At 69.3% G+C, this 19,971-nt stretch carries 16 protein-coding genes and 1 tRNA gene; 4 read left to right on the forward strand and 13 right to left on the reverse strand.

What is annotated here, in order from left to right; translation table 11 throughout:
- The first annotated feature begins 54 nt into the window (after positions 1–54).
- From D514_RS25160 to D514_RS25175, 4 genes are all read left to right on the forward strand, one after another.
- Positions 55–131: transfer RNA gene (locus tag D514_RS25160), tRNA-Pro, on the forward strand.
- Between the two features lie 66 nt (positions 132–197).
- Entirely contained in the window at positions 198–674 is a 477-nt protein-coding gene (locus tag D514_RS38040) for a VanZ family protein (protein ID WP_017829073.1), read from the forward strand.
- Entirely contained in the window at positions 671–1,426 is a 756-nt protein-coding gene (locus D514_RS25170) for an HAD-IIB family hydrolase (RefSeq protein WP_017829074.1), read from the forward strand. The genes D514_RS38040 and D514_RS25170 overlap by 4 nt, the downstream gene beginning before the upstream one ends.
- A 52-nt stretch (positions 1,427–1,478) precedes the next feature.
- Positions 1,479–2,321 carry a DUF1295 domain-containing protein gene (locus D514_RS25175; RefSeq protein WP_017829075.1) on the forward strand — a complete coding sequence of 281 codons (843 nt, stop codon included), beginning with the start codon at positions 1,479–1,481 and terminating at the stop codon, positions 2,319–2,321.
- A gap of 43 nt (positions 2,322–2,364) precedes the next feature.
- Here the strand turns inward: D514_RS25175 and D514_RS25180 are convergent, their stop codons facing one another.
- The 13 genes from D514_RS25180 to pta form a co-directional block, all read right to left on the reverse strand.
- Positions 2,365–3,624, reverse strand: coding sequence for an alpha-hydroxy acid oxidase (locus D514_RS25180; protein WP_017829076.1), 1,260 nt, complete (start codon positions 3,622–3,624; stop codon positions 2,365–2,367).
- Between the two features lie 10 nt (positions 3,625–3,634).
- The gene (locus tag D514_RS25185; protein ID WP_017829077.1) at positions 3,635–4,357 is read right to left on the reverse strand and encodes a FadR/GntR family transcriptional regulator; all 723 of its coding nucleotides are present in this window, start codon (positions 4,355–4,357) and stop codon (positions 3,635–3,637) included.
- 161 nt (positions 4,358–4,518) lie between these two features.
- Positions 4,519–5,172, reverse strand: a complete 654-nt coding sequence (locus D514_RS25190) for a thymidine kinase (RefSeq protein ID WP_017829078.1) — start codon at positions 5,170–5,172, stop codon at positions 4,519–4,521.
- Between the two features lie 9 nt (positions 5,173–5,181).
- On the reverse strand, positions 5,182–6,612 hold the full coding sequence (gene mqo, locus D514_RS25195) for a malate dehydrogenase (quinone) (protein WP_236610947.1): 1,431 nt from the start codon (positions 6,610–6,612) through the stop codon (positions 5,182–5,184).
- A 125-nt stretch (positions 6,613–6,737) separates the two neighbouring features.
- Positions 6,738–7,808, reverse strand: coding sequence for an aspartate-semialdehyde dehydrogenase (locus D514_RS25200; protein ID WP_017829080.1), 1,071 nt, complete (start codon positions 7,806–7,808; stop codon positions 6,738–6,740).
- Between the two features lie 181 nt (positions 7,809–7,989).
- Positions 7,990–9,270 carry an aspartate kinase gene (locus D514_RS25205; RefSeq protein ID WP_031205603.1) on the reverse strand — a complete coding sequence of 427 codons (1,281 nt, stop codon included), beginning with the start codon at positions 9,268–9,270 and terminating at the stop codon, positions 7,990–7,992.
- A 128-nt stretch (positions 9,271–9,398) separates the two neighbouring features.
- Positions 9,399–10,316: a DMT family transporter gene (locus D514_RS25210; protein ID WP_017829083.1), complete on the reverse strand. Its 918-nt coding sequence runs from the start codon at positions 10,314–10,316 to the stop codon at positions 9,399–9,401.
- A complete protein-coding gene (recR, locus tag D514_RS25215; RefSeq protein ID WP_017829084.1) occupies positions 10,313–10,906 on the reverse strand; it encodes a recombination mediator RecR in 594 nt (197 codons plus the stop codon). The genes D514_RS25210 and recR overlap by 4 nt, the downstream gene beginning before the upstream one ends.
- Positions 10,906–13,179, reverse strand: coding sequence for a DNA polymerase III subunit gamma and tau (locus D514_RS25220; protein ID WP_017829085.1), 2,274 nt, complete (start codon positions 13,177–13,179; stop codon positions 10,906–10,908). The genes recR and D514_RS25220 overlap by 1 nt, the downstream gene beginning before the upstream one ends.
- Positions 13,180–13,223: 44 nt before the next feature.
- Positions 13,224–15,728: a glycoside hydrolase family 65 protein gene (locus D514_RS25225; RefSeq protein ID WP_017829086.1), complete on the reverse strand. Its 2,505-nt coding sequence runs from the start codon at positions 15,726–15,728 to the stop codon at positions 13,224–13,226.
- A complete protein-coding gene (locus D514_RS25230; RefSeq protein WP_017829087.1) occupies positions 15,725–16,483 on the reverse strand; it encodes an HAD-IA family hydrolase in 759 nt (252 codons plus the stop codon). Before D514_RS25230 ends, D514_RS25225 begins: the two co-directional genes overlap by 4 nt.
- Before the next feature lie 100 nt (positions 16,484–16,583).
- Entirely contained in the window at positions 16,584–17,804 is a 1,221-nt protein-coding gene (locus D514_RS25235) for an acetate/propionate family kinase (RefSeq protein ID WP_017829088.1), read from the reverse strand.
- Complete coding sequence (gene pta / locus D514_RS25240; protein ID WP_017829089.1) at positions 17,801–19,933, reverse strand: phosphate acetyltransferase; 2,133 nt, start codon at positions 19,931–19,933, stop codon at positions 17,801–17,803. Before pta ends, D514_RS25235 begins: the two co-directional genes overlap by 4 nt.
- Positions 19,934–19,971 lie beyond the last annotated feature (38 nt).

Raw genomic sequence — 19,971 nt, forward strand, 5'->3', positions numbered from 1 at the left:
CCTGCCTCGATTCGGCGCAGAGAACATTTCCCTGTAGACTCGGAGGGTTGCAAACGGGGTGTGGCGCAGCTTGGTAGCGCGCTTCGTTCGGGACGAAGAGGTCGCAGGTTCAAATCCTGTCACCCCGACCAGTGACACCGGAAGGCCGCCCTCAGGGGCGGCCTTCTCTGTATCGGGATCGCGCACGAAGGGAACGCATGAGCTCTCTGCTCCCGCCGCCGCGCCGCTTCACACGGGTCTGGGCCCTCGTCCTCGGAATCCCTTTCCTGATCGGCCTCGCCGCTCTCACCCTCACGCCCTCCCGGGTCGAGGAGACCATGCCGAACCTGCTCGATGTCGTGCTCACCACAGCTCATCGTCTCGGCTGGGAATCGCTCGATTTCACCCGCCTCGAGATCATCGCGAACGTGCTCGTGTTCGTGCCGGTCGGCATCCTCGCCTTCCTGCTCCTCCCCCGTCGGGTGTGGTTCCTCGCGCTCCTGGTCGGTCCCCTGCTTTCCGCGGCGATCGAGACGGCGCAGCGCGTGGCGCTCCCCCACCGCGCGGCGACGGTGAACGACGTCGTGGCCAACTCCACGGGCGCGATCCTCGGGGTCGCCCTCGCCGTCGTGGTCACTCTGCTCGTCGCCCCGCGATCCTCCCAGCGTCCACCTTCTAGGCTGGAGACATCATGACCGCGCCCACACTCGTCGCCTTCGACCTCGATGACACGCTCGCTCCCTCGAAGGGTCTGATCGACCCGCGAATCGCCGCCCTGCTGCGCGCCCTCCTGCGCACGGTCGACGTCGCCATCATCTCGGGTGGCAACGAGGCCCAGTTCCGCTCGCAGGTGGTGTCGCGCCTCGGCGACGCCGACCCCGCGGATCTCGCGCGTCTGCACCTGCTGCCCACGTGCGGCACCCGCTACCTCCGCCACGACGGCACCGACTTCATGCCGGTCTACGCCCACGACCTCAGCGACGCCGAGAAGCAGGCCGCGCTGACGGCTCTGCGCGAAGAAGCCGAACGGCTCGGACTCTGGGAGGCCGAGCCGTGGGGCGAGATCCTCGAAGACCGTGGTTCCCAGATCACGTTCTCGGCGCTGGGTCAGAGCGCCCCGCGCGAGGCGAAGCACGACTGGGACCCGACGGGGGCCAAGCGCGGTGCGCTGCGCGATGCGGTCGCTGCACGTCTCCCCGGTCTCGAGGTGCGCTCGGGCGGCTCGACCTCGATCGACATCACCCAGGCCGGCATCGACAAGGCCTTCGGGATGCGGCAGCTCGCCGCCCGCACGGGCATAGCACTGACCGACATGCTGTTCTACGGCGACCGGCTCGACGAGGGCGGCAACGACTACCCCGTGCTCGCGATCGGTGTGCCCTCGGTGGCGGTGGAGGGCTGGGAAGACACCGCCGACAAGCTCGACGCCCTTCTGCTCACGCTCTGACCTGAACAGTGTCGTGCAGCGTGACACGGCAGCAGGGTCCTAGCATGGCGTCATGGATGCCCTGCTGATCGTCATCATCGTCGCCGCGGTCACCAGTGCCGCCTGCTGGGTGCTCTCCCTGATCACCCGCGACACGTCCTGGGTCGACCGCGCATGGTCGATCGTGCCGGTGGCCTACGTCTGGATCTTCGTCGCCGGGGCCTTCGTGAACGGCGAAGGATCCGCCCGTGTGGTCCTGATGGGAGTACTCGCGACCGCGTGGGGCGCACGCCTGACTTTCAACTTCGCCCGCAAGGGCGGCTACACCGGGATGGAGGACTACCGGTGGGCCATCCTGCGGGGACGGATGCGCCCCTGGCAGTTCCAGATCTTCAACGTGCTGTTCATCATCTGCTACCAGATGGCGCTGCTCGTGCTCATCACACTCCCCGCCGCCGTCGCCGCGCAGAACCCCTCCGCCCTCACCGGCTGGGATGCGCTGTTCATCGCCGCCTTCGTCGCCTTCCTGGCCGGGGAGACCGTGGCTGACCAGCAGCAGTGGCGGTTCCATCAGCGCAAGAAGGAGGCGGGCGGCACTCTCGCACCCGGCTTCGCCACGACGGGCCTGTTCCGCTACAGCCGGCACCCGAACTTCTTCTTCGAACAGGCGCAGTGGTGGGCCTTCTACGCGATCGGCGCGACCGCAGCGGTCACCGGCGGCGGCGGTGTCATCGGAGGGGTGCTGAACCCGACCATCGTCGGCCCCGCCCTGCTCACGGTGCTGTTCATCGGGTCGACGATCTTCACCGAGTCGATCACCGCGTCGAAGTACCCGGCCTACGCCGACTACCGCCGCACGACGTCGATGCTCGTGCCGTGGCCCCCGCGCGCACGGGCGGTGGCCACGCAGTCCTGAGACCGCAGAGCCACCGCGCGCACGGGATCGAACGAGCGCGGTCTCAGTGCACGCGAGCCTCGGCGGCAGAGCGGGCGACCGGGACCAGACGGGTCAGCTGCGTCACGTGCGCGGGCTCGAGCTCGGCGAGGGAGGCGACCCCCAGCAGGCGCATCGTGCGCTCGATCTCGCTACGCAGGATCGCGATCGTCCGGTCGACGCCCTGACGCCCGCCCGCCATCAGGCCGTAGAGGTACGCCCGTCCGATCAGAGTGAAGTCCGCCCCGAGGGCCACGGCCGCGACGATGTCTGCGCCGTTCATGATGCCGGTGTCGATCATGACGGTGAAGTCGTCGCCGACGGCCTTGCGCACCTCGGGGAGCAGGTGGAACGGGATCGGCGCACGGTCGAGCTGACGCCCTCCGTGATTGGAGAGCACGATGCCGTCGACACCCGCGTCACGCAGGCGCACAGAGTCCTCGACGTTCTGCACGCCCTTGATCACGATCTTGCCGGGCCAGATGTCGCGGATGACCGCGAGGTCGTCGTAGCTGATCGTCGGGTCCATCGCCGCGTCCAGCAGCTCACCGACCGTGCCGCCCGTGGTGCTGAGAGACGCGAACTCGAGCTTCGGAGTGGTGAGGAAGTCATACCACCACCAGGGCCGCGGGATCGCGTTGATGATCGTGCCGAGAGTGAGCTGCGGCGGGATGCTGAACCCGTTGCGCTTGTCGCGCAGGCGGGCACCGGCGACGGGGGTGTCCACCGTGAACTGCAGGGTGTCGAACCCCGAGGCGGCCGCACGGCGGGTGAGCTCGTACGAGATCTCGCGATCACGCATGACGTAGAGCTGGAACCAGTTGCGCCCGTGCGGGTTGGCGGCCTTCACCCCCTCGATCGAGGTGGTGCCGAGCGTCGAGAGCGTGAACGGGATGCCGGCTGCCGCCGCGGCTCCCGCACCCGCGGTCTCCCCCTCCGTCTGCATCAGACGCGTGAATCCGGTGGGCGCGATTCCGAACGGCAGGGCGGAAGGTCCGCCGAGGATCTCGACGCTCGTGTCGACCGTGGGCGCCGGACGCAGGATGCCGGGGTGGAACTCCACGTCCTGGAAGGCCTGACGTGCGCGGGTCAGGGAAAGTTCGCCTTCGGCGGCTCCGTCGGTGTAGTCGAAGGCGGCCTTGGGTGTGCGTCGCTTGGCGATGAGGCGCAGATCGTCGATCGTGAGGGCACCCTCCAGACGCCGCTTGCGCCCGTCGAGTTCGGGCTTCTTGAACTTCATCAGCTCGAGGAGCTCGACGGGGTTCGGGAACTGGCGCTGCACCATGATGTGCCTCTCAGATCTGGGGGTGGGTGTCACGGGTGAGCCCCGCGGACGTGTAATAGCCGGTGATGTGGGTGTGGACCAACGAGCGCGCGGCATCGACATCGGCGGCATCGATGGCCGCGACGAGGGCGCGGTGCTCGGAGCGGAGACGAGTCGCCATCGCCTCCCAGTCCGGGATCGCGGAGACTCCCGCCTGCACGTAGGACTCGATCGAGGAGCGAAGACCCGCCATCATCGCGGCGATGACCGTGTTGCCGCTGGCTTCGGCGAGGGAGAGATGCAGCTGAGCGTCGAGGGCGAGGAACTCCGCCGGGGCGAGGCCTCGCGCATCCATCGCCTCGAGCAGTTCGTGGGCGCGGCTCGTGTCGCGGTCGGACGCCGCAGCCAGCACCTGGACGACCGCGTCTTCGAGCACTAGACGTGTGCGTACGACATCGTCAAGAGGGAAGCCCTGAGCCGCGACCTGCAGCCGCAACAGCGCCGACATGCCCCCGGTGGGCGTGGCGATGACGATGGCGCCCGACTGCGGGCCTGAGCCGGTCGCGGTGCGGATGAGTCCCATCACCTCGAGGACGCGGAACGCCTCCCGAACACTGGATCGGCCGACGCCGAGCTCGGTGGCCAGATCACGCTCGGAGGGCAGCCGGTCGCCCGGGCCGAGGCGGGCATCGAGGAGGTCGCGTTCGATGTGCTCGAGCACGAGTCGCCATGCGCGCGCCGGCTGTTCCGCCATCGATCCTCCTGTGGTCTGACCACAGAGTATCGCGTGTGGTCAGACCACGCAAACAGGCGCGGAAAGACGCCGCCCCTCGCGGGAGGCACGCGGGAGTCTCCTTCATCGCGCGCGACGAAAGGCGCTCTTCCTGGAGCGTGGAGAGGGAGCCGGGCGGCGCCTCAGCCCAGGCGCCCGCCGGACTCTTCGAGGTAGCAGGTGCCGCACAGCGACTCATAGGTGGTCAGCTCGGGCGAGGCCGAGCCGGTGGCGCCCTCGTCGATCGCGACCTGGTCGCCGTCGAACACGAAGCGCCCGCCGACCACGCGACCGTTGAACACGGCCTTGCGTCCGCAGCGGCAGATGGTCTTGAGCTCCTCGAGCGAGTGCGCGATCGCGAGCAGGCGCGCGGACCCGGGGAACGCGTGCGTGAGGAAGTCGTTGCGGATGCCGTACGCGATGACCGGGATCCCATCGACCACCGCGATGCGGAAGAGGTCGTCGACCTGCGACGGCGTGAGGAACTGCGCCTCATCGATCAGCAGGCAGGCCACGTCGATCGGACCTTCGGGGAGCAGTTCGTCATCCGACGCGTGCTGCATGCGTCCTCGATGAGTGGCGAAGATCACGCGGGCATCGTCGTCGGGGGCGATGAGGAAGTCGACCTGGCGCGTCACGCCCAGTCGACTCTCGATCTCCGACGCCCCTTTGGTGTCGATCGCCGGCTTCGCCAGCAGCACCCGCTGCCCACGCTCTTCATAGTTGTAGGCGGCCTGCAGCAATGCCGTCGACTTGCCCGAGTTCATCGCGCCGTAGCGGAAGTAGAGCTTCGCCACGGTGCCGGCTCAGACGTTGATGCCGAGTGCGGCTGCGGTCGCTTCGGTCGACTTCTCCGCGAGTGCCGCGTCGTCGTTCAGCTTCTGGCCGAAGGTGGGGATCAGCGCGCGCAGCTCGGGCTCCCAGCCCGGGTACTCCGCGGGGAAGCACTTCTTGAGCAGGTCGAGCATGATCGGGACGGCGGTCGAGGCACCGGGAGAGGCGCCAAGCAGACCGGCGATCGACCCGTCGGACGCGGCGACGACCTCGGTGCCGAACTGCAGGATGCCACCCTTCTTCGGGTCTTTCTTCATGACCTGAGCCCGCTGACCGGCGTCGATGAGGGTCCAGTCCTCATCCTTCGCCGTCGGCATGAAGGTGCGCAGGCTGTCGACCTTCTTGGCGTGGTTCTTCAGCAGCTCGCTGACGAGGTAGGTGATGAGGTCGGGGTTCTTCACCGCCACCTGCAGCATCGGCAGCAGGTTGTGCGGGCGCACCTGGGTGACGATGTCGAGCATCGACCCGTTCTTCAGGAACTTGGGGCTGAAGGTCGCGAACGGCCCGAACATCAGCGAGGCCTCGCCGTCGACGACGCGGGTGTCGAGGTGCGGGACCGACATGGGCGGAGCACCGACGGACGCCTGCGAGTACACCTTCGCCTTGTGCTGAGCGACGACGGTCGGGTTCGTGGTCTTGAGGAACTGTCCGCCGATGGGGAAGACGCCGTAACCCTTGATCTCGGGGATGCCGGAGTTCTGCAGCAGCTTGAGCGCCCAGCCGCCGGCTCCGACGAACACGAAGCGCGCCTTGACCTCGTTCGGGGTGTGCCCGATGCGGTTGCGGTACTTGACCAGCCAGGTGCCGTCCTTCTGCTTCTTCAGGCTGCGCACCTCGTGGTTCGTGCGCAGCGTGACGCCGGAGTCGGTCAGGTGGTCGAAGAGCTGGTTGGTGAGGGCGCCGAAGTCGACGTCCGTGCCGGCGGGGACGCGGGTCGCGGCGAACGGCTCACCCTTGACGCGCTGCTGCATGAGCAGCGGCGCCCACTTGTTGATGACGCGGGAGTCTTCGCTGTACTCGATACCGGCGAACAGCGGCTGCTTCTTGAGCACCTCGTAGCGGTTCCTGAGGTACGCGACATCCTTCTCACCGCGCACGAACGTCATGTGCGGCGTCGCGTTGATGAAGGTCGACGGCGCGTCGAGCACGCCCTTCTCCACGAGCGACGACCAGAACTGACGGCTCTGCTGGAACTGCTCGTTGATCGAGACCGCCTTGGCCGGGTCGAGCGGAGCGTCTCCCTGCTGCGGCATGTAGTTCAACTCGCACAGCGCAGCGTGCCCCGTGCCGGCGTTGTTCCACGGATTCGAGCTCTCCTGAGCCACCTCGGAGAGTCGCTCGAAGGCGACGATCTTCCACTCCGGCTGCAGCTCGTGCAGGAGAGTACCCAGGGTGGCGCTCATGATGCCACCGCCGATCAGGACGACATCGACGTTTTCAGTCACCGAACCAGTCTAGTTCGCGGGCGCGTCGTCGCAGACCATGCGGAGCTGCTGCGCCAGACCGCTTCCGCATCGCGGGCATACCGTCAGGCTATGACCGCCAGGCGCTCCGCCAGGATCTCGGCGATCTGCACGGCGTTCAGCGCGGCACCCTTGCGCAGGTTGTCGTTGCTCAGGAAGAGCACGAGTCCCTTTCCCTCGGGTGCGGACTGGTCGGCGCGGATGCGACCGACGAAGCTCGGGTCCTTGCCTGCAGCCTGCAGCGGCGTGGGAACCTCGTCGAGGACGACACCGGGTGCCGTGCTCAGCACCTCACGGGCACGCTCGGGAGTGATGTCACGCGCGAACTCGACGTTGATCGAGAGCGAGTGGCCGGTGAAGACCGGGACCCGCACGCAGGTGCCGGCCACGCGGAGGCCGGGGAGTTCGAGGATCTTGCGGCTTTCATTGCGGAGCTTCTTCTCCTCGTCGGTCTCGTTGTCGCCGTCGTCGACCAGGTTGCCGGCGAAGGGGATCACGTCGAACGCGATCGGGGCGATGTACTTCTCGGGTTCGGGGAAGTCGACCGCGGATCCGTCGTGCACGAGACGGAGGGTGTCGCCCTGGGCGAGCACACCCTCGACCTGGCCGAGCAGCTCCTGAGCGCCGGCGAGTCCCGAGCCGGAGACAGCCTGGTAGGTCGACACGATCAGACGCTCGAGGCCGGCCTCGGCGTGCAGCGCCTTCAGCACCGGCATCGCGGCCATCGTGGTGCAGTTCGGGTTCGCGATGATGCCCTTGGGGCGCTCGTCGATCGCATGCGGGTTGACCTCGCTGACCACGAGCGGAACCTCGGGGTCCATGCGCCAGGCGCTGGAGTTGTCGACGACCACGGCACCGGCAGCGGCGAAGCGCGGCGCATAGGCGCGGCTCGCCGTGGCTCCCGCCGAGAACAGGGCGATGTCGATGCCCGTGGCATCCGCCGTCTCGACGTCTTCGACGATCACGGTCGCGCCGCCGAACTCGATGGCCGTGCCGGCGGAGCGCGCGGAGGAGAACAGTCGCAGGTCGCGGATCGGGAACGACCGCTCGGCGAGAATCTCGCGCATGACGGTGCCCACCTGGCCGGTGGCGCCGACGATGGCGACGGAGAGTCCTGATTCGGAGATGCGGGTCATGATGTTCCTTGGCGTCGTGCGGTACTGCGTACGAGGCTTCGGGCGCGGCGTCGGGGTGCTGAGGCTGCGCCTGGCGCCGGTGTCAGGGTTTCGGTGAGTCTACCGTGCCGCCGACAGGCCGCCGGCCCTACGCTGCCGGCTCTCGCACGGTCGGCAGGAAAACGGCGGCGAGCGGCAGAGATCAGCGGCCGGTGCCGGCGTGGACCGTGGCCTCGGCGTCGCCGTCGAGCCCGTAGGCGGTGTGCACGGTGCGTGCGGCCTCGGTCAGGTCGGTGTCGCGCAGCACCACGGAGATGCGGATCTCGGAGGTCGAGATCATCTCGATGTTGATGCCGCCGGCCGACAGCGCCTCGAAGAGGGTGGCGGAGACGCCCGAATGCGTGCGCATCCCCGCACCGACGACGGAGAGCTTGCCGATCTGATCGTCGTGGATCAGGTTCTGGAATCCGACCTCGGTCTGCTCACCGGCGAGGGCCTTGAGAGCTCCCGCCGCATCGGCCTTGGGCACCGTGAAGGAGATGTCGGTGCGTCCGGTGGCAGAGACGTTCTGCACGATCATGTCGACGTTCGCGCCCGACTTGGCGACGATCTTGAAGATCTCGGCAGCCTTGCCCGGCACGTCAGGCACACCCGCGACCGTGATCTTGGCCTGGCTGAAGTCGGTGGCGACACCGGCGACGATCGGTTCTTCCATGACTGCTCCCTCGGCTTCGCGGGGGTTCTTCATACCCTCGCCCAGAACGTATGTGCCCTCGGCCGACGAGAAGGTCGACCGAGCGTGAATGAGGACGCCGTGACGGCGCGCGTACTCGACGGCGCGGATGTACAGCACCTTGGCGCCGTTGGCGGCGAGCTCGAGCATCTCCTCGCTGGAGACATGATCGAGCTTCTGCGCCTTGGGGATCACGCGCGGATCGGCGGTGAAGATGCCGTCGACATCGCTGTAGATCTCGCACACGTCGGCGTCGAGCGCAGCGGCGAGGGCGACGGCCGTGGTGTCGGAGCCACCGCGACCGAGCGTGGTGATGTCGCGGGTGTCGCGGTTGAAGCCCTGGAACCCGGCGACGATCACGATCGCCCCCTCGTCGAGGGCTTCACGCAACCGCACGGGAGTGACGTCGACGATGCGAGCGGCCCCGTGCTGGGAGTCGGTGATCATGCCCGCCTGGCTGCCCGTGAACGAGCGCGCCTCGAACCCCATCGAGTGGATCGCCATGGCCAGCAGCGCCATCGAGATGCGCTCTCCGCTGGAGAGGAGCATGTCGAGCTCGCGCGGGGCGGGGATCGGTGCGACCTCGTTCGCGAGATCGAGCAGCTCGTCGGTGGTGTCGCCCATCGCGCTGACGGCGACGACCACGTCGTGGCCTGCACGACGCGTGTCGACGATGCGCTTGGCGACGCGTTTGATGCTCTCTGCGTCGGCGACGGACGAGCCGCCGTACTTCTGCACGATGAGGGCCACGATCACTCCCTGGGATGACGGGCGGATCCGCCCACGCTCATTCTATGATCGGCGCGTATGCTCCGTTGCGCATGTGTCACCCGTCCGGTCGTCTGGCCTCGTCCGCGTGACCGGATGCGCGAGCGCGGCTAGAGGGCGGGCGGGAGCGCCTGGGGCGAGACCGGACGCAGCCGTCCCCCCGTGGCGGCGAACCAGCAGCCGATGATGATCAACGGGAAGCCGAGCAGCAGGCCGGGGGTCAGCGGCTCGGCGAGGACGATCGCGCCGAGGATGATCGCGACCACCGGGTTCACGTAGGTGAACAGCGGTGCGCGCACCGGCCCCACCTCCCGGATGAGCGCGAAGAACGCCAGGAACGCCACCGCCGTGCAGATCACGGCGAGCGCGAGGAGCGCGGCGATCGACGGAAGGGTGGGCACCTCGTGCTGGGTGAGCAGACCGATGGGGAGGTAGAAGACGCCGATCATCAGAAGCGACAGGGTGATGGTGCCGAGCGAGGGGACGTCGTTGAGCTTGCGCGCGACGATGAAGGGCGCGATCGCGTACAGCACGGCGACCAGGAGCACCTCCCCTGCAGCGAGGAGGCTGACCTCGCCGCCGAAGAGTCCGGGACCGGCGACGACGATCGCGACGCCGATGAAGCCGACGAGCAGTCCCATTCCGCGGGCAGGTCGGAGCACCCCGCGATCGCCCCCACCGAGAGCGATCAGTGCGGCGAACAGCGGAACGGTCGCCACGAGAAGGCCCGTCATCCCGGAAGGCAGCGTCATCTCGGCGTGGCCGAGCAGCAGGAAGGGCCCGGCCATCTCGACCGCGCCGAAGGCGAGTACCCACGGCCAGTGCTTCAGCGCGGCGCGCAGCGCGCCGTTGCGGATCGCGAACGGCAACAGCAGCAGAGCGGCGATGAGCGTGCGCCCTGCCACGATCGCCGGGGGCGAGAACGACTCGACCGCGACACTGATGAACAGATACGGCACTCCCCACAGCAGCGCCATGGCTCCGAAGAGGAGCCAGCCGCGGCGCGAGAAACCCGCGTTCGGGCTCACAGGATCCGTCGGCCCTCGAAGGCACGCCCGAGGGTGACCTCATCGGCGTATTCGAGGTCGCCGCCCACGGGCAGCCCGGAGGCGAGACGGGAGACCGTGATCTGCATCGTCGTCAGCAGACGGCTGAGGTAGCTCGCGGTCGCCTCCCCCTCGAGGTTCGGGTTGGTGGCGAGGATGACCTCCTGCACCGTACCGTCGGCGAGACGGGTCATGAGCTGGGCGATGCGCAGATCGTCCGGGCCGATGCCGGCGATGGGGCTGATGGCTCCGCCGAGCACGTGATAGAGGCCGCGGAACTCCCTGGTGCGCTCGATGGCCGCGACGTCTTTCGCGTCTTCGACCACGCAGATCAGTGCCTGGCTGCGACGCGGGTCACGGCAGATGGCGCAGCGCTCCTGCTCGGCGACGTTGCCGCAGATCTCGCAGAACCGCACGCGGATGCGGATCTCGCTGAGCAGCTCGGCAAGACGTGCGACGTCGAACGTCGGCGTCTGCAGGATATGGAAGGCGATCCGCTGGGCGGACTTCGGGCCGATGCCGGGGAGCCGACCGAACTCGTCGATCAGCTCCTGAACGATGCCGTCATACATCAGGAGAACCTCGTCGGGGGCTCGTAGGGCTCTTCGCGCAGGAACGTCGCGCCGAGCACCTGGCGGATCACGGCCTCACCGTAGCGCTGCACTCCCCCGACGGAGGGCGAGCGCTCGATGACGACCGGCGGAGCGGCCACGGCCGTGCGCTGCGTCTGCGGCGCGGACCGTTCGGGAGGAGAGTGGCGTGACACGGACGGCTCGGCCGGCGGCTCGTACGACGGGTCGTACGGAGGCTCGTCGTCATAGGCCGGAGCGTCGTCGTCGCCGGGCAGCGGGGGCTCGTCGCGGTCGACGACACCGTCTGACGGGGGAACCGGAGCCGATGCCGCAGCCTCGACCTCTTCGGGCTCGTCGTCGACGGGAAGGGGTGCCGACGGCGCCGGCGCGTCGCGCACCTGCTCCTCCTGCGCGGTCGGAATCGGCGCGACGGCCCACTCCGTCACCGACGACGCGGATGCGCCACGGACCTGCGGACGAGGGGAACCCGCTGACGCAGGCTCCGATGCGGGAGCGGAATCGGCCGGCGCCGAGGAGCCGGACGATGCGGGCTGGCGCGGAGCGCCCCCGGCGGGCATCGGGGCGGGAAGGTACTTCACCCGCACGCCGAGCTCGTTCTCGATCGCCGAGCGCAGGTGATCGGAAGGCCCGGACCCCGGAGTGGTCCCCTTGAACTTCGCGACGTCGTGCTGGCTGGTGAACCCGAGCGTCAGCACCTCGGTCTCGGTGACGTACGCCAGCGGCTGCACGGCCGTCGCCAGCAGCCAGGACGTGCGGCTGATGCTCTCGAGCCGCGTGAGTACCGCCGGCCAGGCCGCGCGGACACGTTCAAACGTGACCGGGCCCTGGGGGACTGCCGGCTCCGCGGGAGCGGTGGGAGCGGCCTCGGATGCGGCGCTGACGGTCTCGCCCGCACCCTGCGCGCCGGCCGGAGCCGGGGCGACGGGCGCGGAGACCGATTCTGCGGTCGCGGGCTCCGACGTCGGCACTGCGGCGGCCGGTGCCGGAGCGGACGGAGCAGCCGGTGACGGAACGGACGGTGACGGAGCAGCCGTCGCCGCAGCCGCTGGCGCCGAAGCCATCGGGGCCGACACCGGACGGGCAGGAGCCGCAGCGCGCTCGCCTGCGGGGGCAGGCGTCACGACTGCAGGCTCGGTCGCACCGGCGAGGACGCGCGCGACCATGAGCTCGAGGTGCAGGCGCGGCGATGTGGCACCCGACATGTCGTCGAGGGCCGCACTCACCACGTCGGCCGTGCGCGAGAGCCGCGCGGAGCCGAACACGTCGGCCTGGGTGCGCATGCGCTCCAGGTCGTCTTCCGCGATACCGCGCAGCACGGCCGAGGCACCGGCGCCGACCGCGGCGATCACGATGAGGTCGCGCAGGCGCTCGAGCAGGTCGTCGACGAAACGGCGAGGGTCTTGCCCGGTCTGCACCACGCGGTCGATCGCGGGGAACGCGGCTGCCGCATCTCCTGCGGCGAGCGCGTCGACGATCTCGTCGAGGAGGGCGCCGTGCGTGTAGCCGAGCAGGGAGACGGCGCGCGCGTAGCCGACGGTGACGGTCTCGGATCCGGCAGGTGCGTCGGAGCCGGCGATCAGCTGGTCGAGCAGCGAGAGCGTGTCACGGGGCGAGCCGCCACCGGCGCGGACCACGAGCGGGAGGACACCCTGTTCGACGATCACGCCCTCTTCGGCGCACAGCTTGGCGACGTACTCGAGCATCGCGGCCGGCGGCACGAGCCGGAACGGATAGTGGTGTGTGCGGGAGCGGATGGTGCCGAGCACCTTCTCGGGCTCGGTGGTCGCGAAGATGAACTTGACGTGCTCCGGCGGCTCTTCGACGAGCTTCAGCAGCGCGTTGAAGCCCTGCGGCGTCACCATGTGCGCCTCGTCGAGGATGAAGATCTTGTACCGGTCGCGGCTGGGGGCGAACGTCGCCCGCTCGCGCAGGTCGCGTGCGTCGTCGACGCCGTTGTGGCTCGCTGCGTCGATCTCGACGACATCGAGCGATCCGCCGCCGGCGCGCGAGAGCTCGACACAGCTGGGGCAGACGCCGCAGGGCACGTCTGTCGGCCCCTCAGCGCAGTTCAGGCAGCGCGCCAGGATGCGCGCCGACGTGGTCTTCCCGCACCCGCGAGGCCCGGAGAACAGGTAGGCATGTCCGACCCGGTCACCGCGCAGCGCGGTCATGAGCGGATCGGTCACCTGGGACTGCCCGATCATCTCGCCGAACGTCTCGGGTCGGTAGCGGCGGTAGAGGGCTGTGGTCACCTCAACAGCCTACGGCGTGCCACCGACCTTCGGCGGGCCGAGCGTCAGTCGATCGGCTCGATCACCGGGATCGTCGTCGTGATCACGGGAACGGACGCCGACATGCGCGTGCCGTCCTCGCGTCGGGCGTCGGCGAACTGCCGGAGCGTCGGACGACCGGGGATCAGCGGACCCTGATCGGCGAGCGGCACGACGACCTCGTCCTCGACCGTCGCGATGTACGAGGCCTCCCGCACGCTGAACGGCACCGGGGGGCCGCTGCGCACCTGCACGCGCAGCTCGTCCTTCGTCACCGTCACGTGCAGAGTCGATCCCTGCCACTGGAGCGGGAACGACAGCGACGGCCAGCTCGCCGGAAGCCGCGGGTCGAAGCTCAGGTCGCCTGCGTAGTCGCGCATGCCGCCGAAGCCGCATACCAGGGCCGTCCACACCCCGCCGGCGGAGGCGACGTGCACGCCGTCCGCCGCGTTGTGGTGCAGATCATGCAGGTCGACGAACAGCGACTGCTCGAAGTACTTCTGCGCGAGGTCCTGGTAGCCGACCTCGGCCGCGAGGATCGACTGCACGACCGCCGACAGGGTCGAGTCGCCCGTGGTCAGCGGGTCGTAGTAGTCGAAGTCGGCCTTCTTCTCCTCGGGCGTGAAGTGGTTGCCCTGCAGGAACAGCGCGAGCACGACATCGGCCTGCTTGAGCACCTGGAACCGGTAGATCACCAGCGGGTGGAAGTGCAGCAGGAGCGGACGCTGCTCGGCGGGCGTGTTGGCCAGATCCCACACCTCGCGCTCGAGGAACAGGGAGTCCTGCGGATGGATGCCGAGTCCTTCGCTGTACGGGATGTACATGGCCTCTGCGGCGCGGTCCCAGGCTTCGGCCTCGCCCGGACCGAGCCCGGTGCGGTCGACCAGCTTCACGTAGTCCTCGGGGTGGCTCTCCTTGATCTCGCGCACGATCTTGGCCGCGTAGCGCAGGTTGTAGCGCGCCATCACGTTCGTGTAGAGGTTGTCGTTCACGACCGTCGTGTACTCATCCGGCCCGGTGACGCCGTGGATGTGGAAGGTCTCGATCCCGTCTCCCGGCGCTCCTTCGACCAGACGCGAGGCCCGCCAGAAGCCGAGGGTCGCCCACAGCCGCGCCGTCTCGATCGCGATGTCGGCGCCCTCGCGCCGCAGGAACTCCTCGTCGCCCGTCGCGCGCACGTACTTGCCCAGCGCGAAGCTGATGTCGGCGTTGATGTGGTACTGCGCGGTGCCGGCGGCGTAGTAGGCCGAGGCCTCCTCGCCGTTGATGGAGCGCCAGGGGAACAGCGCCCCCGCCTCGTTGAGCTGCGATGCCCGTCGACGCGCCGCCGGGAGCATGCGCACCCGTGCACGTAGCGCGTTGTACGCCCATCGCGGTGACGTGTATGTCAGGAACGGGAGCACGTAGATCTCGGTGTCCCAGAAGTAGTGCCCGCTGTACCCCGAACCGGAGACGCCCTTGGCGGGAACGCCGGCCCCGTCGGCGCGCGCCGACGCCTGGGCGAGCTGGAACAGGCACCAACGCGTGGCCTGCTGCAGATCGTCTCGTCCACCGATCTGCACGTCGCTGCGCTCCCAGAACGCGTCGAGCCACTCCCGCTGACGGCGGAACACGGTCTCGACGCCCTCGTCCGCCGCGCGGTCGAGGGAGCGGCGGCAGCGATCGACCAGCTCACGCGGAGGCACGCCTCGTGACGTGTGGTAGCTCACGAGCTTGGTGACGGTGATCGGCACCCCGGCCTTCGCCTGCACGCGGAACACGTTCTTGGCGATGTCGGCCTCGATGAGCGTGCGGGCGTTGTACTCGTTCTCGGTCTCGACGACGTGATCCGCGACCACGGCGACGGTCATCCCCGAGTCGGCGACACGGTACGACAGGGCCGAGCGCAGCCCGTCCTGCCAGTGCTCAGCGGGCTCCAGCACGCGGTCGGCGATCTTCTCGGCCTTGCGCGGGTCGAATGCCGCGGCCTTCGTGCCGATCGGCGTGCCCGCATAGACACCGGCACCGTCCTGCCGGTTGAGCAGCTGGCAGCTGATCGTGACCGGGGCGTCGGAGTTCTCCACCACGACCTCGAGCCGCAGCACCGCGAGGTGGCGCTCCTCGAAGCTCACGATGCGCTCGTCGCGCATGCGCACGCGCTTTCCCGACGGAGTCTCCCAGACCACGAGGCGCTCCAGCACACCGGTGCGCAGATCGAGCGTGCGCCGGTACTCGCGCACGTCGGCGTCGTCGAGCGAGACGGGCTCGTCGTCGACGTACACGCGCATGACCTTCGCGTCGGGGGCGTTGACGATCGTCTGCCCGACCTCCGCGAAGCCGTAGGCCTGCTCGGCGTGACGGATCGGCCAGGTCTCGTGCAGGCCGTTGATGAACGTCCCGTGCTCCTGGGCGCCGCGGCCCTCGATGTGGTTGCCGCGCAGGCCGAGGTAGCCGTTGCCGACGGAGAACAGCGTCTCGCCGACGCCCTCCTCCGAGTAGTGCGTGTCGATCAGACGCCACGGGTCGACGGGGAAGCGGTCGCGGTCGATCATGCGGTCTCCGGGATGTCGTTGCGGGAAGCGGGAAGGAACACGTCGAGGTCGTCGACCACGACGGTGGCGCCGGCGGCGCGCAGGGCGTCGGCGCCCGCACCGCGGTCGACGCCGACCACGGTCGCGAAGCCGGCTGCGGCTGCGGATGCGGCGCCGGAGGTGGCGTCCTCGACGGCGACGGCGCGTGCAGGGTCGACCCCGAGGGCTGCGGCACCGGCGGCGAACATGTCGGCCGCGGGCTTGGAGGCGAGTCCGTCGCGTTCGGCGACGACGCCGTCGACCACGATCCGGAAGAAGGAGCGCAGGCCCGCGGCCCCCAGCACCTCTTCGGCGTTCTTGGAGCTGGACACCACGCCGAGCGGGATGCCCACGGCGTGCAGGCTCTCGACGAGCGCGAGCGAGCCGGGGTACGGCGCGATCCCCTGAGCGCGCAGCGACGCGGCGAACGCGGCGTTCTTGCGGTTGCCGATGCCGCAGACGGTCTCGGCCGTCGGGTCGTCGTCGACATCACCCCAGGGCAGCTCGACGTTGCGACTGCGCATCAGGCTCGCGACACCGTCGTAGCGCTTCTTGCCGTCGACGTAGTCGTAGTAGTCAGCATCGGTGTAGGGCGACGTGATGCCCCATCGCGCGAACACATCGTCGAAGACGGCCTTCCACGCACGCATGTGCACCTCGGCCGTCGGGGTGAGCACGCCGTCGAGGTCGAAGAGCACGCCGTCGGCGTGGAACAGGTCGGGCAGTGCTTCAGGCACAGAGCCTCCAGGAGAAGGGCGATCGTCGGGCCGGCACCTCTCCGTGCCACTGTGCAAGCGTAATGCGGCGGCGCGCCGCGGGGTAACCCCCGCGGACGGATCAGATCAGCTCGGCCGTCTGCCGGGCGATCTGCAGTTCCTCGTCGGTCGGCACGACGAGTACGGTGACCGGGGACGCATCCGCGGAGATCCGACGGATGCCGCGCTCGCGTGCGGCGTTCCTGACGGGGTCGATCTCCACGCCGGCGAAGCCGAGCGTGGCCATCGCGGCAGCGCGCACCGGCGCGGCGTTCTCGCCCACTCCGGCGGTGAAGGAGATGACGTCCACTCCCCCGAGCTGTGCGATGTAGGCCCCCGCGTAGGCGCGCAGCCGGTGCACGTACACGTCGAAGGCCAGAACCGCCGCGTCCTCCCCCGCCTCGACCCCGGCGAGGATGTCGCGCATGTCGCTGCGGCCGGCGAGACCTGCGAGCCCGCTGCGCGTGTTGAGCAGGGAGTCGAGGTCGTCGATCGAGAGACCGGCACGGCGGGACAGGTGCACGAGTGCCGCGGGATCGATGTCGCCCGAGCGCGTCCCCATCACGAGCCCTTCGAGCGGGGTGAGGCCCATCGACGTCTCCACCGATCGTCCGCCGTCGATCGCGGTCACCGACGCCCCGTTGCCGAGGTGGAACACCAGCTGGCGGAGATCGGCGAGGTCGCGGCCGAGGAAATCCGCCGCCGCCGCGCTCACGTACTGGTGGCTCGTGCCGTGGAAGCCGTATCGGCGCACCCGGTGCTCCGCGGCGAGCGCGGCATCGATCGCGTAGGTGTAGGCGGCGGGCGGGAGCGTCTGGTGGAACGCGGTATCGAACACCGCCACGTGCGGCACTTCGTCGAACACCGCGCGCGCGGCGACGATGCCGGCGAGGTTCGCGGGGTTGTGCAGCGGCGCGAGCACCGCGAGCTCGTCGATCTGCCGCTCCACGTCGGCGTCGATGAGCGTCGGGGCGTAGAAGCGGGCGCCGCCGTGGACCACGCGGTGCCCGACCGCGACGGGTCGATGCTCCTGGAGCGAGGGGCCGTGCGCGGCGAACTGCTCGCGCATCATCTCGAAGGCGGCGGCGTGATCGGCGATCGGCCTCTCGCTGCGATAGGTCGCATCGAGCATGGCCGGCACGGCGTCGCCGTCGACCGCGGGGCGTACCGTGTGCGCGACCGGGCTGATCTCCTGCCCGATGCGCTCGATCAGTCCGCTGGCGAGAAGGTTCTCCTGCCCGATGTCGATCAGGCTGTACTTCAGCGAGGAGGACCCGCTGTTGATCACCAGGATCGCACTCATGCAGCGCCTCCCGTCTGCGCAGACCCCTGGGCCTGGATGGCCGTGATGGCGACCGTGTTGACGATGTCGTCGACGAGCGCGCCACGGGAGAGGTCGTTGATGGGTTTGTTGAGCCCCTGCAGCACCGGGCCGATCGCGACCGCGCCGGCCGAACGCTGCACCGCCTTGTAGGTGTTGTTGCCGGTGTTCAGATCGGGGAACACGAACACCGTCGCGCGCCCCGCCACCGCGGAGCCGGGGAGCTTCGCCTTGGCGACCGCCGCATCCGCGGCCGCGTCGTACTGGATCGGCCCCTCCACTGGCAGCTCGGGTGCACGCTCGCGCACCAGGGCGGTCGCCGCGCGGACCTTGTCGACGTCCGCTCCCGATCCGGACTCCCCCGTCGAGTACGACAGCATGGCCACGCGGGGTTCGATGCCGAACTGGCGGGCGGTCGTCGCCGACGAGATCGCGATGTCGGCGAGCTGCTCGCTCGTCGGGTCGGGGATCACGGCGCAGTCGCCGTAGACGAGCACCCGGTCGGCGAGAGCCATCAGGAACACGCTGGAGACCACGTTCACGCCCGGTTTGGTCTTGATGATCTCGAACGACGGACGGATCGTGTGCGCCGTCGTGTGCGCCGCGCCGGACACCATGCCGTCGGCGAGACCGAGGTGCACCATCATCGTGCCGAAGTACGACACGTCCGTCACGGTGTCTGCGGCCTGGGCGAGGGTGATGCCCTTGTGCGCCCGCAGCCGCGCGTACTCCGCGGCGAACCGCTCGACGAGGTCGGGGTCGGTCGGGCTCAGCACCTGGGCGGCGGCGATGTCGATGCCGAGCTCGACGGCCCGCGCACGGATGGACGACTCGTCGCCGAGGATCGTCAGATCGGCGACCTCCCTCGCGAGGAGCGTGGCCGCGGCGCGCAGGATGCGATCGTCGTCACCCTCCGGCAGCACGATGCGACGACGGTCGGCGCGAGCGCGTTCGATGAGTCCGTACTGGAACATCAGGGGCGTCACGACGTGCGCCTCGGCGAGCCCGAGCTGCTCGGTGAGCTCCGTGATGTCGACGTGGGATTGGAAGAGACCGAGCGCACGGTCATACCGTGCGCGCGAATCCGCCGAGATGCGGCCGCGGGTGCTCATCACACGCACCGCCGTGTCGTAGGTGCCGAGGTCCGTCGTGATGATCGGCACCGACGAGGCGAAGCCGTCGAGCAGCCGCACGATCGGCTCCGGCAGCGGGAACGGGCCGTTCAGGATGATGCCGGCGATGCGGGGGAACGTACCGGAGGAGTCGGCCAGCAGCGCGGCCAGCAGCACCTCTGTGCGGTCGGCGGGGATCACCACGACCGCTTCCTCGGTCAGTCGCGGCAGCACGTTCACCATCGACATGCCCGCGACGACGATCGTCAGCGCCTCCCTGGTCAGACGGTCGTCATCGCCTTGGAGCAGGGTGCCGTCGACGGCGGCGAGGATGCCGCGGATCGACGGTGCCACCAGCGCGCGGTCCTCGGGGATCGCCCACACCGGGGTGTTCTCGGCGGGGAGTGCGGCGTGCACGGCCTCGATGATGGCCTCGAGGGCCTCGGGATCGGCGCGGTTGACGGCGACGGCGAACAGCTCGGCCCGCTCCTCGGCCAGCTCGGACAGCGCGAGGGCGGCGATCTGCGCGATCGCTCCGGCAGGACGCGCCGTGGTGGTCCCCAGCTGCTCGGCCTGGCGCTGCTGATCGCGGCCGCTGAGCACGAGGAGCACGGGTGCGCCGAGGTTGGCGGCGATCCTGGCGTTGAACCCGAGTTCGGCGGGGCTCGCGACGTCGGTGTAGTCGCTGCCGATGACGACGACCGCGTCGCACTGCGCCTCGACCGCCTTGAACCGCGCCACGATGGTCGACAGGGCGGCCTCGGGGTCGGCGCGCACGTCGTCGTACGTGACGCCGATGCAGTCCTCGTAGTCGAGGTTGACCCCGTCGTGCGCGAGCATCAGCTCGAGGATCTCGTCTCGCGCCGTGACCGAGCGGGCGAGGGGGCGGAACACGCCCACCCGCGGCGAGACGCGCATGAGGGCGTCGAGCGCCCCGAGGGCGATCGTCGACTTTCCGGTATGGCCTTCGGCCGAGGTGATGTAGATGCTCTGCGCCACGGCTTCAGCTTAGGCGCGGCGCCCGTGAACCCACCGAG

Origin of the sequence: Microbacterium sp. UCD-TDU (genome assembly GCF_000340625.1) — a bacterium.
GTDB lineage: Bacteria > Actinomycetota > Actinomycetes > Actinomycetales > Microbacteriaceae > Microbacterium > Microbacterium maritypicum.